The organism is Arthrobacter sp. zg-Y1171 (genome assembly GCF_025244845.1).
In the GTDB taxonomy this organism is placed as follows: domain Bacteria; phylum Actinomycetota; class Actinomycetes; order Actinomycetales; family Micrococcaceae; genus Arthrobacter_B.
The window spans coordinates 191,757-206,514 of record NZ_CP104264.1 but is presented as its reverse complement, the minus strand read 5'-3'; the positions used below and the strand labels follow the sequence as shown (position 1 = coordinate 206,514).

At 65.0% G+C, this 14,758-nt stretch carries 13 protein-coding genes, 1 rRNA gene and 1 other RNA gene; 8 read left to right on the top strand and 7 right to left on the bottom strand.

Translation table 11 applies throughout. The features are described from left to right. Positions 1-422 precede the first annotated feature (422 nt). Positions 423-1,950: ribosomal RNA gene (locus N2L00_RS01070) — 16S ribosomal RNA — on the bottom strand. 598 nt (positions 1,951-2,548) lie between these two features. Beyond that, positions 2,549-3,301: a glucosamine-6-phosphate deaminase gene (locus tag N2L00_RS01065; RefSeq protein WP_370646971.1), complete on the bottom strand. Its 753-nt coding sequence runs from the start codon at positions 3,299-3,301 to the stop codon at positions 2,549-2,551. Positions 3,302-3,571: 270 nt separating this feature from the next. Here N2L00_RS01065 and ffs point away from each other — a divergent pair. The 3 genes from ffs (at position 3,572) to recR (ending at position 7,588) form a co-directional block, all read left to right on the top strand. Continuing rightward, positions 3,572-3,667, top strand: an RNA gene (ffs, locus tag N2L00_RS01060) — signal recognition particle sRNA small type. A 78-nt stretch (positions 3,668-3,745) separates the two neighbouring features. Then, complete coding sequence (locus N2L00_RS01055; RefSeq protein WP_255862129.1) at positions 3,746-6,886, top strand: DNA polymerase III subunit gamma and tau; 3,141 nt, start codon at positions 3,746-3,748, stop codon at positions 6,884-6,886. A 105-nt stretch (positions 6,887-6,991) separates the two neighbouring features. Then, positions 6,992-7,588 (top strand): recombination mediator RecR, encoded by a 597-nt coding sequence (gene recR, locus N2L00_RS01050; RefSeq protein ID WP_255765681.1) that lies wholly within the window; start codon positions 6,992-6,994, stop codon positions 7,586-7,588. Positions 7,589-7,610: 22 nt separating this feature from the next. Here recR and N2L00_RS01045 read toward each other — a convergent pair whose 3' ends face one another. Then, positions 7,611-8,675 carry an ABC transporter permease gene (locus N2L00_RS01045; RefSeq protein ID WP_255862130.1) on the bottom strand — a complete coding sequence of 355 codons (1,065 nt, stop codon included), beginning with the start codon at positions 8,673-8,675 and terminating at the stop codon, positions 7,611-7,613. Then, positions 8,672-9,613, bottom strand: a complete 942-nt coding sequence (locus N2L00_RS01040; protein ID WP_255862131.1) for an ABC transporter ATP-binding protein — start codon at positions 9,611-9,613, stop codon at positions 8,672-8,674. The genes N2L00_RS01045 and N2L00_RS01040 overlap by 4 nt, the downstream gene beginning before the upstream one ends. Before the next feature lie 217 nt (positions 9,614-9,830). On the opposite strand from N2L00_RS01040, the gene N2L00_RS01035 reads away from it, so the two are divergent. Then, positions 9,831-11,117, top strand: a complete 1,287-nt coding sequence (locus N2L00_RS01035) for an aspartate kinase (RefSeq protein WP_255765678.1) — start codon at positions 9,831-9,833, stop codon at positions 11,115-11,117. 85 nt (positions 11,118-11,202) lie between these two features. Here the strand turns inward: N2L00_RS01035 and N2L00_RS01030 are convergent, their stop codons facing one another. Next, positions 11,203-11,418, bottom strand: a complete 216-nt coding sequence (locus N2L00_RS01030) for a hypothetical protein (protein ID WP_255765677.1) — start codon at positions 11,416-11,418, stop codon at positions 11,203-11,205. Between the two features lie 127 nt (positions 11,419-11,545). Between N2L00_RS01030 and N2L00_RS01025 the strand changes: the two genes are divergently transcribed. From N2L00_RS01025 to N2L00_RS01015, 3 genes are read left to right on the top strand one after another with little or no spacing between them, the layout of a single operon-like run. Beyond that, complete coding sequence (locus tag N2L00_RS01025) at positions 11,546-12,523, top strand: 3-methyladenine DNA glycosylase (protein WP_374676602.1); 978 nt, start codon at positions 11,546-11,548, stop codon at positions 12,521-12,523. Then, positions 12,466-12,990, top strand: coding sequence for an SRPBCC domain-containing protein (locus N2L00_RS01020; RefSeq protein ID WP_255862133.1), 525 nt, complete (start codon positions 12,466-12,468; stop codon positions 12,988-12,990). Before N2L00_RS01025 ends, N2L00_RS01020 begins: the two co-directional genes overlap by 58 nt. A gap of 46 nt (positions 12,991-13,036) precedes the next feature. Then, entirely contained in the window at positions 13,037-13,591 is a 555-nt protein-coding gene (locus tag N2L00_RS01015; RefSeq protein ID WP_255862134.1) for a hypothetical protein, read from the top strand. Here the strand turns inward: N2L00_RS01015 and N2L00_RS01010 are convergent, their stop codons facing one another. Continuing rightward, positions 13,592-13,822: a hypothetical protein gene (locus N2L00_RS01010; RefSeq protein WP_255862135.1), complete on the bottom strand. Its 231-nt coding sequence runs from the start codon at positions 13,820-13,822 to the stop codon at positions 13,592-13,594. Next, positions 13,815-14,309 (bottom strand): DUF4442 domain-containing protein, encoded by a 495-nt coding sequence (locus tag N2L00_RS01005; protein WP_255862136.1) that lies wholly within the window; start codon positions 14,307-14,309, stop codon positions 13,815-13,817. Before N2L00_RS01005 ends, N2L00_RS01010 begins: the two co-directional genes overlap by 8 nt. Before the next feature lie 132 nt (positions 14,310-14,441). Between N2L00_RS01005 and N2L00_RS01000 the strand changes: the two genes are divergently transcribed. Continuing rightward, on the top strand, positions 14,442-14,669 hold the full coding sequence (locus tag N2L00_RS01000) for a hypothetical protein (RefSeq protein ID WP_255862137.1): 228 nt from the start codon (positions 14,442-14,444) through the stop codon (positions 14,667-14,669). The last annotated feature ends 89 nt before the right edge of the window (positions 14,670-14,758 follow it).

Genomic DNA, 14,758 nt, shown 5'->3' with positions numbered 1-14,758 from the left:
TTAAGATGCTCGCGTCCACTATGTAGTTCTCAAACAACAACCCCGTCACACCCATCCCCGCACCCGACCACCCCGCAAAGGGCTGTCAGCGACACGGTTCCGGCCTGCGCAGGAACAAACAGAAACAAACCAGTCAACCCGCAGAACCACCCCCGAAGGGAGAAGAACACGGGTGCCTGTTGCTTCAGGACCCAACAGTGTGCCAAACGACTAACCGGACTTACCAGGGCCGCAGCGGATGTTCCAGGAACCTCCCCAAGGGAAGGAACGTACTGATCCATTACGGCCGGCATGCCGGCGCCTATCCATTGATATTCCACCCTTGAGCACCCACCGGAGAACATATGTCTCCGATATGGGCATCTCCTGCAAAGCACACATCCAACACTGTGGAAGGACATGGTCTTCGAGGTGCTCCTTAGAAAGGAGGTGATCCAGCCGCACCTTCCGGTACGGCTACCTTGTTACGACTTAGTCCCAATCGCCGGTCCCACCTTCGACGGCTCCCTCCCACAAGGGGTTAGGCCACCGGCTTCGGGTGTTACCAACTTTCGTGACTTGACGGGCGGTGTGTACAAGGCCCGGGAACGTATTCACCGCAGCGTTGCTGATCTGCGATTACTAGCGACTCCAACTTCATGAGGTCGAGTTGCAGACCTCAATCCGAACTGAGACCGGCTTTTTGGGATTAGCTCCACCTCACAGTATCGCAACCCTTTGTACCGGCCATTGTAGCATGCGTGAAGCCCAAGACATAAGGGGCATGATGATTTGACGTCGTCCCCACCTTCCTCCGAGTTGACCCCGGCAGTCTCCTATGAGTCCCCGCCATAACGCGCTGGCAACATAGAACGAGGGTTGCGCTCGTTGCGGGACTTAACCCAACATCTCACGACACGAGCTGACGACAACCATGCACCACCTGTAAACCGGCCACAAGTGGGGGACCTGTTTCCAGGCCTTTCCGGTTCATGTCAAGCCTTGGTAAGGTTCTTCGCGTTGCATCGAATTAATCCGCATGCTCCGCCGCTTGTGCGGGCCCCCGTCAATTCCTTTGAGTTTTAGCCTTGCGGCCGTACTCCCCAGGCGGGGCACTTAATGCGTTAGCTACGGCGCGGAAAACGTGGAATGTCCCCCACACCTAGTGCCCAACGTTTACGGCATGGACTACCAGGGTATCTAATCCTGTTCGCTCCCCATGCTTTCGCTCCTCAGCGTCAGTTAATGCCCAGAGACCTGCCTTCGCCATCGGTGTTCCTCCTGATATCTGCGCATTTCACCGCTACACCAGGAATTCCAGTCTCCCCTACATCACTCTAGTCTGCCCGTACCCACTGCAGACCCGGGGTTGAGCCCCGGGCTTTCACAGCAGACGCGACAAACCGCCTACGAGCTCTTTACGCCCAATAATTCCGGATAACGCTTGCGCCCTACGTATTACCGCGGCTGCTGGCACGTAGTTAGCCGGCGCTTCTTCTGCAGGTACCGTCACTTTCGCTTCTTCCCTGCTGAAAGAGGTTTACAACCCGAAGGCATTCGTCCCTCACGCGGCGTCGCTGCATCAGGCTTCCGCCCATTGTGCAATATTCCCCACTGCTGCCTCCCGTAGGAGTCTGGGCCGTGTCTCAGTCCCAGTGTGGCCGGTCACCCTCTCAGGCCGGCTACCCGTCGTCGCCTTGGTGGGCCATTACCCCAACCAACAAGCTGATAGGCCGCGAGTCCATCCAAAACCGCATAAAGCTTTCCACGGACCGCCATGCGGTGGTCCGTTGTATCCGGTATTAGACCCGGTTTCCCAGGCTTATCCCGAAGTCAGGGGCAGGTTACTCACGTGTTACTCACCCGTTCGCCACTAATCATTCTGTGCAAGCACAGAAGTCATCGTTCGACTTGCATGTGTTAAGCACGCCGCCAGCGTTCATCCTGAGCCAGGATCAAACTCTCCGTAAATGTGTTACAGACACAGCACCCGAGCCAAGGAAAATTGGCTGCAGGCACTGCACTAAATTCGAAACCGGCTAAAAAAACCGTCCCATACCCACGGGGTGGGCGGAACGGCCTGTTCAACCAATCAAAATAAATTGGTATCAATAAACTTGGCACACTATTGAGTTCTCAAACAACAGACGCAATCCGAAAATACTCGGGAAAACAATTGTTTTCCTTTTCTTCTTCGCTGCAATGTTTTATATCTTATTCCATTCCGGCGTTATTTGCAATTCACGGTTTCCCTTGTCGGGAACCCGTGAAAGGCGTTTTCCGCCGTTCCGGACCCAGCATCAACCGGAGTCTTTTCCACCGGCCCCGCGAAGGGCGCGCACTGGTTGGACTCTGTTTTTTGTTGGGGTTTGGCCGCCATGCTCGGGCGCTTTTCCAGCGTCCCGGCCGCGGCGACTTAGAAAACTTTACACACGTTTGCCCCCAGCTGCAAATCGGATTCGGGGTGACTCCGGACACGCATTTCCCGCCCGATTCCGGCGTCGTTTCCGGCGCCTTCCCGCAGGCATCAGACGGCCGCCCGGCACGGGTTCCCACGGCAGGCCCCACCCTATCCGGGCGGAAGCAGGGCTTCTTCCAGGCCCGCCAGCCCGGAGGCCGCTGCCTCATCCGTGATGACAGTGACCCGCGGATGCAACTGGAGGATGGAGGCCGGGCAATCAACACCCACCGGTCCGGTCAGTGCCCGAGCCAGGATTCCTGCCTTATCCCCGCCGCGGACCAACAGCAGCAGGTGCCTGGCACGGCGGATGGTCCCCAGCCCCTGGGTAATGCAGAACTGCGGAACCTCCCCCGTGGAAGGGAAGAACCGGGCGTTGGCCCTCCGCGTGGTTTCGGACAAGCGCTGCACCCGGGTACGCGAATCCAAGGATGAGCCGGGCTCGTTGAAGGCCAAATGGCCGTTATGCCCGATCCCCAGCAGCTGAAGGTCCACTCCCCCGGCACTTTCCAGCCGGCGTTCGAAGGCTTCGGCCGCTTCGGCGGGGTCCTCCGCACTGCCGTCCGGAACGGACACACAGCGCGGATCCAATCCGAGGGGGCGTGTGACCTCCCTGTCTATAACGGCGGCATAGGACTGTTCACTGTCGGCCGGCAGTCCAACATACTCATCCAGGGCAAACGCCCGTACCCGGGACAGGTCCAGTTCATGCTCCGCCAGCGCCCGGTACACCGGCAGGGGCGAGGACCCCGTGGCGAGCCCAAGTACGGCATCCGGCCGGTCCCGAACCAGCACCTCTATAAAGGAGGCACCAAGCGCGCCCAGCCCGGCGGCGTCGGGAACCGTATATAGGGCGAGACTCAATGCGGCGCCCCGGGAACATCGCCGGCCCTATATAGGGCGGGAAAGTCGGGACTCGATGCGGGTTCGCTCGGCAGGTCCGGCAGCACGGGAAGCGCAGGGGCTGCTGTCCGGGCTGTCTCTACCTGCATAGCTGGGGAACGCTGCATGGGCACACTCCTGATCCGGCGGGTTTTCCAGTATGGCTCCGTACCCGCAGTATGGCTCTATACCCCGGAGATACACCCCGGATCCGCTGCGAGTCGAGGCCCGGAATTTTCGGGTAGACTGGTTCCCGGCCCCTCATGTGGTGTCATCCTGTGAACTCCCCCAGGACCGGAAGGTAGCAAGGGTAAGCGGGCTCTGGCAGGTGCATGGGGGGTCTTTAATTTTTTTGAGGAAGTGGAGTTTCCACCGTGCCTGCCGCCGGAGGAAAAACCGTCAGTGCCAACCGATAGGCTTCTATCTGTGAGTACAGCCCTTTACCGCCGCTACCGTCCCGAGAGTTTCGCAGACGTGATCGGCCAGGAGCACGTCACGGAGCCGCTGATGGCGGCCCTGCAAAAGAACCGCGTTAACCACGCGTACCTCTTCTCCGGCCCGCGCGGCTGCGGCAAAACCACCTCTGCGCGCATCCTTGCCCGCTGCCTGAACTGCGCCGAGGGCCCCACCCCGGTCCCCTGCGGCAAGTGCGACAGCTGCGTTGAACTGGCCCGCGACGGGTCCGGCAGCCTCGATGTCATCGAGATTGACGCGGCCAGCCACGGCGGCGTCGACGACGCCCGCGACCTCCGGGAGCGCGCCACCTTCGCCCCGGTCCGGGACCGCTACAAGATCTTCATCATCGACGAGGCCCACATGGTCACGTCCGCCGGCTTCAACGCCCTGCTGAAGATCGTGGAAGAGCCGCCGGAACACATCAAGTTCATCTTCGCCACCACGGAGCCGGACAAGGTCATTGGCACCATCCGGTCCCGCACGCACCACTACCCCTTCCGCCTCGTTCCGCCGGAGCCGCTGCTGGCTTACCTTGAAAAGCTCTGCGCGCAGGAGAACGTAGCGGTCGCCCCGGGCGTCCTTTCCCTGGTGATCCGCGCCGGCGGCGGGTCCGTGCGCGACACCCTTTCCGTCCTTGACCAGCTCATGGCCGGCGCCGGCCCCGACGGCCTGGACTACGAATTGGCCGTTTCGCTGCTGGGTTACACCCCGGTGTCGCTGCTCGACGACGTCGTCGACGCAGTTGCCGCCGCAGACGCAGCTACCGTATTCCGCGCCGTGGACCGTGTCATCCAGACCGGCCAGGATCCCCGCCGGTTTGTGGAAGACCTGCTGGAACGCTTCCGGGACCTGATCATCGTCAACGCCATGCCGGACAGCGCATCCACCGTGCTCCGCGGCATGCCGGAAGACCAGATCAACCGGATGCAGACCCAGGCCACCCAGCTGGGCAGCAGTGAACTATCCCGCGCCGCAGACATCACCAACACTGCCTTGACCGAGATGACCGGTGCCACGTCGCCGCGGCTGCACCTCGAACTGCTCTGCGCCCGTATTCTGCTTCCGGCCGCAGACCAGGCCGAACGCGGGACGGCCGCACGGGTGGACCGCTTGGAGCGCCGGCTCAGTTATGCAGGTGATCCCACCGAGGCCATGGGCCGCGCTGCAGCTGCAGCGTCTCCGGTGAACACCATTCCCGCGGCCGCACCCACGGCTTCGCAGGCAGCTGCTTCAGCTCCTGCGGTGGACGAAGCTCCGGCATCTCCCCGGGGAACCGACTTTGCGGCAACGCCCGCCCCGGATGCAGCAGCAACCCCTGCCGCACCGGCAGCCTCCAGCCAGGACAGCAAGCCCGCCGGAAGTTCCCTGGACTGGGGCGGCACGTGGTCCACCCCGGCGCAGGCGCCTTCCCCGGCGGATGCCCCTGCCGCTTCAAGCGCCGCGCCCGCAGCGGGATCCAACGGTTCCCGCCCTGCCGCTGGCGGACCGTCGCAGCCAGCGCAGTCGCAGCCCGCCCAGTCGCAGCCGGTGTCCCAGCCCGCGCAGTCGCAGCCGGCGCAGCAGGCACCGGCCCAGCAGGTCCAGCCTCAGCAGCGGCAGGCTCCGGCCGGCGGTTCCCCTTCGGCACCAGCCGGCGGAAGCGGGCAGATCGAGATGATCCGCCGTGCCTGGCCGGAAATCATGGATGCCCTGACCAGCATCCGCCGTGCCACCTGGCTGAACGTCAGCAAAAACTCCAGCCCGCGCGCCTTTGACGGCAAGGTACTTGAACTTGCCTTCACCAACCCCGGCGCGGCCACCAACTTCAACCGCCCCGACCATTTGGAGAACCTGCGCAAGGCGATCCATCAGGTCCTGGCGCTGGACTGCCAGATCAATCCGATCCATGACAGCTCGGCGTCAGCGGGTGAGTCGGGCCCAAAAGCCGATAGCCGGCAAGCGCCGGCATCCGCACCGGCCGCCAAGGCACCGGTAGTTCAGGCACAACCGGCTCAGGCACGACAGGCGCAGGCGCCTGCAGCCCAAGCTCCGTCGGTGCAGGATGGTCGAAGCACCACGGCTGCCGTCGCTCCTTCCAGCGAAACCGCCAAGGTGACCGGGGCTGCTGCCCCGGACTCGCGCGCAGCGTCGGCTCCGGGCCCGGAATCGGCCCCGAAGGCAGCGGCGCCTGCGGCAGCGGCTTCCACGCCGGAGCCAGCAACGCCAGCGAACCGGGCAGTTCCGACGCAGCAGGATCAGGCCGTTGCAGCACCGGTGGCCGCACCCGAACCGGCGGCACCAGGCGCGCCGGTCAACGCGGCTACGGCTGCCCTCCGGCGCCGCGCCGGCAGTTCCAACGGCGGCGGAACTCCGTCCACCGGTCCGGGCCGGGCCGCCCGCGGAACCTCCGGCCGGAACGGCAGCGCTGGCACCCCCGCCGGCGCACGAGCTGCAGGGCGCTCAGCCGGAAACCGTCCTTCCGATGAGCCCTGGCCGGACGAGCCCAGCGATCCGTTCAACGACGCACCCGAAAGCAACGCCTGGGAAACCGCCGAAGCGCCCGTGGATGTGTACTCCGGCGGACACCTCTCGGACTCCGAATGGGCGAGTACTGACTGGGCCGGCACCGGGTCCACCACCCGACCGGCCGGCGGAAACTCCGCGGCGGACAGCCGGGCCGGCGGCGGTCAGACCTCCCCGTCATCAGCCGTACCCGCGGGCGCCCCGCGGGCTGCGGCACCGGCTGCGGCACCCGCGTCGGCACCGGCGTCGGCCGCCCCCGCCGGCTTGACCGCCCGGCCCGGAACCACGACGGCGCCGGGCCAGGACCGGGGTGCAGCAGCACCAGGCGTCCGGACATCCGTTCCGCCGACGACGACGTCCCCCGCCGCCCCTTCCGGCGGTGCTCCCAACCAGCCGCTGAGCCGTTATCAGAAGCTCCTCAATGAAGCTGCCCAGCGCGGCGGCGGAGCCCCCGTCCGGGGGAGCCGCCCAGTAGACTCGACCTACGTCGAAGATGTTCCCAGCGCGGATGACATCACGCTTGAGGATTCCGGTCTGGTGGGGCGTAAGGCGATCGAACGGATTCTGGGCGGGCGGCTGATCGAGGAACGCAGCCTGGACGGCCGCTGACCAGCGCTGGTCCCCCGTAAGACGCCCGCTCCGGGGCCCGCAGCATGCGGAATACCCCGGTAACAGCCAGCTATAAACGCAGTTCAACCCAGCAGAGAAGGTTACGTGTACGAAGGTGCCGTTCAGGAACTCATCGATGAACTAGGCCGTCTTCCCGGCGTCGGGCCCAAGTCCGCCCAGCGCATCGCGTTCCACATCCTCGAGTCCGATCCCGATGACATGAAGAAGCTGGCCACGGCCATTGTCACGGTCAAGGACCGGGTGAAGTTCTGCAGTGTCTGCGGCAACGTCACGGAGCAGGAAACCTGCACCATCTGCAGGGACCCGCGGCGGGATCCGACCATGATCTGCGTGGTCGAAGAGTCCAAGGACGTGATTGCGGTGGAGCGTACGCGGTCCTTCCGCGGCCGCTACCACGTGCTGGGCGGCGCCATCAATCCGATTGCCGGCATCGGTCCGGACCAGCTGCGCATCCGGGAGCTGCTCAGCCGGCTGTCGGATGAGCAGATCGCCGAAATCATCATCGCCACCGACCCGAACCTCGAGGGCGAAGCCACGGCTACTTATCTGGTGCGGATGCTCAAGACCCTGGGCATCAAGGTCACGCGCCTGGCCTCCGGGCTGCCCGTGGGCGGAGACCTGGAATACGCGGATGAAATCACCCTCGGCCGCGCCTTTGAGGGCCGTCGGAGCATGTCCTAAGCCAGGACGCTTCCATGGGCCACTAGGCGATCCGTGTCCCGGCAGCGAGCTTGCGGACCGGTGTCCGCAGCTTGCGCCGGCCCAGGAAAACCAGCGCCGCAGCCAGCGCGGCCTGGAGCGTGAGCCCCAGCGGCCAGATCGGCGGCACGTCGGGTTGGCCGCCCTCCCGGACTTCGCCGTTGATGCACGGCGTGCTGAAGTCCGGTCCGGCCTGGGCCAGGCGCACCACTGTGCTGATCCCCTCCATCACTCCGCTGGCGGTGTAGCCGTTTTCGTCCCGCTCCGACGTGACGGGAATCGAATCGGCCACCACGACGAAGGGGTTGACCGCAAGGATCCACGCGATTCGCTCCGTGTGTGCCACGGACACGTCCATTAGCGGACCCGAACAGGTGTATTCCTCGGCGCCGTTTCCACCGTAGGAATAGGAGGCGGAACTGCTGACCTTAACGGTCTCCTCGGTCAGGAAGCCGCTCAACCCGAACGCGATCAGGGTGCCCAGCCCCAGCAGGGCCACCAGCATGTAGGTGACCACAATGGAGAACAGCGGACGGGCGGCCAGGGCGGAAACGCCCACCCCCACCGCGCAGACGATCCCCAGCTCCACGGCCAGCATAACGACCGCCACCACGGCGGAGAGCGGCTGGACACCGCCCAGGGCCAGGGCCCACAGCAGGAAGGGAATGCTGGCCACGAGGAACCCCATGGACGCCAGCCAGGACGCCAGCCACTTCCCGGCGAGGATCTGGCCGGGGTGCAGGAGGGTGACCTGCAGGATGGCCAGCGTTCCGGCGGCACGGTCGCCGTTGACGGCATTGGCTGAAAGCGCCGGTGCCAGCAGCAGTCCAAAGAGCAGGATGAAGCCAACCATCAGCTCGTAAAGCACCGGGCCCTGCGGCCCCGAGGTGGCGGAGGAACTCAGCGCCGTCAGGGTGGCCACCAGCCCGATCACCACAAACCAGACAACCAGCAGCACATACCAGCTGCGGGAGCGCAGCCGCTGCTTCATCTCCAGTGCGAAGACGGAACGCACCCCGCGCCAATAGCCGAGCGCCGGGGCATCAGGGGTAAGGGTCTGCGTACTCATCCGCGATCAGCATCCAAACTCATGTAGGTCTCCTCCAGGGCACCGCCGGCCGGCGCAAAGGCCGTAACGGCGACGTCGGCCAGCACCAGGGACCGCAGCAGCTCGGCCGCGGCGGCGTCCCCCGCCAACCGGACCTGGACCTCCGGCCGGGCGGCGCCGCCCTGCTGGCGATAAGGGATGCCGCGCTCGTCCACCTGCCGCAGCAGGGAACCGGTGTTCAGGGAGCGGATGGCGTACCAGCGTTCCTGCGCATCAGCGTCGGCCAGTGATTGGGTTTTCACCGTCTGGCCGCGGGCCACGAAGACCGCCCGATCCACCATTTCGTCCAGTTCCGAGAGCACGTGCGAAGACACCACCACGGTTTTGCCTTCGGCAGCGAGCCGGCGCAGCAGCACCCGCAGGTCCACCCGGGATCCCGGATCGAGCCCCGACGCCGGTTCATCCAGCAGCAGGACCGACGGGTCATGGATCAGCGCGCGGGCCAGGCTCAGCCGCTGCTGCTGGCCGCGGGAAAACACGCGTGCCGGTTTGTCCGCGAAGTCGGTGAGATGAACGGTTTCCAACAGCTCGGCCGCCCGCTGTCCGGCCAACGAGCGCTCCATTCCGTAGAGGCCGCCCACCGTCACCAGGATTTCCCGCGCGGTCAGGGATCCCCAGGTGCCCAGGGTGTCCGGCATCCAGCCGATCCCCGCGCGCACCCGGCGCGGGTCCACCAACGGGTCGAAGCCGTTGATCCGCACCGATCCGGCGTCGGGGGCCAGCAGGGATGCCAGGATCAGCAGCAGGGTGGTCTTCCCGGAGCCGTTCGGACCGATCAATGCCGTGACCTCGCCGGCGGGCGCGGTGAAGTCCATGTTGCGGATCGCTGCGACATTTCCGAAGCTGCGCTGAATCCCTTCGGCGACCACGCCGGTGCCTGTGACGACTCTCTTCCCCATGGCGCCCACCCTAGGGGCCGGGCGTCGTGCACTGCGCCCGGACTCGCCGGTGGGCCGCAGGTTACGCACGTGTATTTCGGGACTTCCCGACGGCGGCGATAGACTTTCTGGACGGACGTTGTGGGTAGTACCGCCCGCTTTCCGGGGAGAACAGTTCGAAGCCGCGCCGAAGATGCCGGGCACCAGCAACCACAATGAAACTTGAGAAAGTGTACGCATGAGCCTGATAGTGCAGAAATTCGGCGGTTCCTCCGTAGCGGACGCCGACGGCATCAAGCGCGTGGCGAAACGCGTGGTGGATACCCATGCCGCCGGAAACGAAGTGGTGGTTGTCGTCTCCGCCATGGGCGACAGCACCGATGAGCTGCTGGACCTGGCCGGCCAGATCACCACCCAGGGCAATGCCCGGGAAATGGACATGCTGCTCAGCGCCGGGGAACGTATCTCGATGGCGCTGCTGGCTATGGCCATTAACCAGCTCGGCGGCTCTGCGCAGTCCTTCACCGGCAGCCAGGCGGGCATGATCACCGATGCGATCCACGGCAAGGCCCGGATCATTGACGTGTCCCCGCACCGCATCAAGACCGCCATCGAGCGGGGCGATATCGCCATCGTGGCCGGCTTCCAGGGCGTCAGCCAGGACAGCCACGACATCACCACACTGGGCCGCGGCGGTTCGGACACCACGGCGGTGGCCCTGGCCGCAGCTCTGGAAGCCGATGTCTGCGAGATCTACACCGACGTCGACGGCGTGTACACCGCCGATCCGCGGGTGGTTTCGAGCGCCCAGAAGATCGAGAAGATTTCCAGCGAGGAAATGCTGGAGTTGGCCGCTTCCGGTGCCAAGATCCTGCACCTGCGCTGCGTGGAATACGCCCGGCGCTTCGGCGTTCCCCTGCACGTCCGCTCATCCTTCAGCTCACACGAGGGAACCTGGGTTCTGCCCAGCCCCGATGACAAGATCAAGATTCAAGAGGGAGAACCCTTGGAACAGCCCATCATCTCCGGCGTTGCCCATGACCGTTCCGAAGCCAAGGTCACGGTGGTGGGTGTTCCGGACATCCCCGGCAAGGCCGCGGAAATCTTCGGCATCGTGGCGGGCGCCAACTCCAACATCGACATGATCGTGCAGAACGTTTCCACCCAGGGTTCGGGCCGGACGGACATCTCCTTCACGCTGCCCATCATCGACGGCAAGGAAGCCATCGACGCGCTCAACGCCGCCAAGGCCGAGGTCGGTTTCGACACCATCCACTACAACGAGCAGATCGGCAAGCTCTCCCTGATCGGCGCAGGCATGCGGTCCAACCCGGGCGTCTCGCACCGCTTCTTCGAAGCGCTGCACACCGCCGGGGTGAACATCGACATGATCTCCACCTCCGAGATCCGCATCTCCGTGGTCACCAGCGCCAAACTGCTGGACACCGCCGTACGCGCGGTGCACGCGGCCTTCGGGCTCGACGGCGACAGTGAGGCCACGGTGTACGGCGGCACCGGACGCTAGGACAGCGATGGCCTGACATCGGGCAGCAAAGAGGCCGGCACCCACGCGGTGCCGGCCTCTGGCGTATCCGGAGCACGTTCGGAGCTTATTCGGGCTTCCGCGAGACGATGTAGCTGCTTCCGTCCGGCCGGGTGACGGTTTCCCACATCGCCTTTTCCTGGGCCTGCTGCTCCTTGAGCAGCGCCTGGTTTTCCTCCGTCATCGGATGGTCCAGCGACCCCTGCTGCGCGGGTCCGAAGATCAGCCGCACCTTGCCCGTGGTCCGCATGAACCGGGTTACAAAGCTTTCCTTCTCAACCATGCTGCACCTTTCCGACGGGCATTACGCTCCTATCGTACTAACGATCAGGTTGGTATTTTCCGTCAACCAAGCCCTGCCTGAACCAGCGGATGACGGGCGTACCGCGAGGCAGGATAATGGAACGGTGATTGCTCCCGCCCACCCCACCGTCCTCAGCGAGGACCAATGGCTGCCGCGGCAGTCCGCGCACGAAGAACGCGTCCGGCCCTTCACCGAAGGATTCCTGGCACGGCGCTCGGCCGGGCGGAAGCACCCGGTGGAGGACTTCCTCTTCACCTACTACTCGCAGAAACCCGGCCAGCTGCTGCGCTGGCACCCGGGCGCCGGCGGCGTCCTCACCGGTCCGTCCGCACTCGAGCGCACCGGGTGGAAGTTCTACCGGACACTGACGGAAGCGGAACGGGACGCCGCGGGGATCGACGCCGGAACACCCGCCGTCATTGTGGACGCCGATGGGTTCGCCGCGGTGCGCGGAGACGCCCTGGGGTTCACCACCATGCTGCTTTCCCGCACGGCCGCCCGGAAGCCGGTGCTCGGATGCTTCGGTATGCACGAGTGGGCCATGGCCTACAAGTCGGAGGACAACGGCATCCGGCACGATTACCTGCAGCTGCGGCTCGGTGCCGCCGGGACGGACGAACTGGTGGAACGCAGCAAGATCCGCTGCACCCACTTCGATGCCTTCCGGTTCTACACCCCGGAAGCAGTGCCCCTGAACGAGCTCAAACCCACCCGCGAGAACCAGCGCGACCTGGAACAGCCCGGCTGCCTGCACGCCAACATGGACCTGTACAAATGGGCCTACAAACTGGTGCCGCTGCTCCCCAGTGAGGTGGTTATGGACGCCTTCGAGCTGTCCTGGCGCATCCGGGAAATGGACATGTGCGCCTCCCCTTACGACCTGGCCGATTGGGGTTACACCCCGATTGCGGTGGAAACTCCGGCCGGCCGGGCGCAGTACGCAGCCGCACAACGCGGCTTCGCCGAGGAATCGCAGCAGTTGCGGGCGCGCATCCTGAGCCTGCTGGAACCCTTTGGAGGACAGCTATGCAGCCAGAACCGACCGGCCGGGTTATCCGCACCGGACCCGAGTCCTACGACCTGATTCTCCACCGCAGTTTTCCCGAACCGGCTGCGGCCGTGTGGCCCAGCTTTACCGACCCCGAGCTGACGGCCCAGTGGTTCGGCCGCTGGGAAGGAACCCCGGGCAGGGGCGGCACCGTTGACCTGCAGCTGCTCTTCGAAGAGGGCCTGCCCTGGAGCCGGGTCCGGATAGCGGAGTGCGTCTCTCCGGAACTGCTGCGCCTGCTGGTGGAGGATGAATACGGCGGCTGGGACCTGGAGATCCGGCTCCGGGATGATCCGGCCGGCACCGCACTGGATTTCATCCACCATCTGGAGGACCCGCAGGCCGCTTCAAGCATCGGGCCGGGCTGGGAATACTATCTGGACCGGCTGCTGGCCGCCCGCAGCGGCGGCCCGGCGCCGGACTTCGAAGATTACTTCCCAAGCCAGGATGCCTACTTCGCGGCGCAGGCAGACGCTGCTGCGGATACGACCGACCCTGCTTGACAGCGTTGGCTAGGCTGGTGGCTCCGCTACCAATGGAGGCCGAACAGTGCGCAACATTCGAGGAATAGCAGTAGTCCCCATGCTGCTGTGCTCCGCCGTCCTGTTGGCAGCCTGCGGCGCCGATTCCGGCCGTTCTCCGGATTCCGGGGAATCCACGGGCTCCCCCAGTGAGTCAACGACGGCGCCGGCCTCGCCTGTCGGTTCGCCCACACCGACCGGCTCCCCTACCCCCGCTCCCGGGACCGGCGGGACCGCGGCGGAGGCACCGGTCTCGCTGACCGTCGAGTTCAGTGCGGACGGAACGACGCCGAGCAGCACGTGGACGCTGCAGTGCGACGGCGCCGCGCCCCGGGAAGGCTCGACCGTACCGGATCCTGCCGGTGCCTGTGCCGTGCTCGCGGAACAGGGGGCAGCCGCCCTCGCGGAGCCGGCTGCGGGCTTGATGTGCACCCAGGAGATCCGCGGAATGCAGCGCGCACACGTCACCGGCATGGTTCGCGGCGAGGCCGTGGACACAACCTTCTCGCTGACTGACGGGTGCCAGATTTCACGCTGGGAACGGCTTACCGCCCTGCTGGGCCCCGCGGACGGCTCCCTCTAGTTACCGGCGCACGCTTTCCCGGCGGGCCAGGATCACCAACGTGCAAATGGGTCCCAGCACGGGGAATATCAGGCAGAAGAGAAGCAGTCCGAGCCGCTCCCCGGCAGTGACTGCGCTCGAGCGGGCCAGGCGGACGACGGCGACCACCAGCAGGATGATCAGGGCCGCGGAAATTCCGGTGACCAGGAACTCCCAGCCCGTCGGGATCAGGGGGTTCGCTCCGTTATTCATTGCCGTTTCCTTCCGTAGACACTGCCCGGTCGCGCTTGAGCCGCACGTAGACCTGCTTGCGGACCCGTGCCACAACGTCGCCTGAACCGTCGGTAACATCCACCGAGAACCACTCAAGTACCTTGTCGCCGCCGGCCGCGAGCTTGCGCAGCCGCCCGACGTCGGCCCGGTCCAGGGTGAAGCGGACGGTCAGCTCGCCCTTTCCCGGCTTCAGGAACTCAATCTCCGCGGCACGGTCCCAGACCACGTGGTCGCGGCCGAGGTGGTGGAGCAGCATCATCATCCAGAACGGGTCCGTCATCGCGAACAGGGAGCCGCCGAAATGCACGCCGGCCACGTTCTTGTTCCACCAGTAGGACCGCAGCCGCACAGAGACACCCAGGTATTCAGGGTCCAGTCGGGTGATCCGAATGCCGGTAAAGGCAAAGGGCGGCCACGCGTTCATTAGCCGGCGGACCGTGGCCGGGCTTGCTTGCAGGAGTCTCACGGCCCCACTCTAACCAGAGGTAATCCAGCTCACACAATGGCCCCCGACCCTACACCTCATGGCCTACTATTGAATAAGCATGCTTAGTATTCTCCCGGACAACGGAGTTCCGGACCGACTGAAAGCGCGAAAATGTCTATAGAAGTAAAGGACCAATACCTCTGGGCACGAGGGATCCTCGAGTCCGACGACGCCGAGTACATGCACTGCGGCGAACCCATGCAGCCCCGGGACAGCCGGCAGCTCTCCATCTTCGAACCGATCACTGTGGAATCCATGCCGCAGGAACCGGTGGATGTACAGCTGGAAACCACCGTGCTCCGCTGCGTCTGCGGCTTCCAGCTGGAGATCCCGGCCTAGGGCCCGGAGTCGTCACCGTAACGCAGGTAACGCGGCTAGAATGGCAAGTGCAAGCTCGCGGAGCGCTGAATCAGCGTGAGACGGCAAGG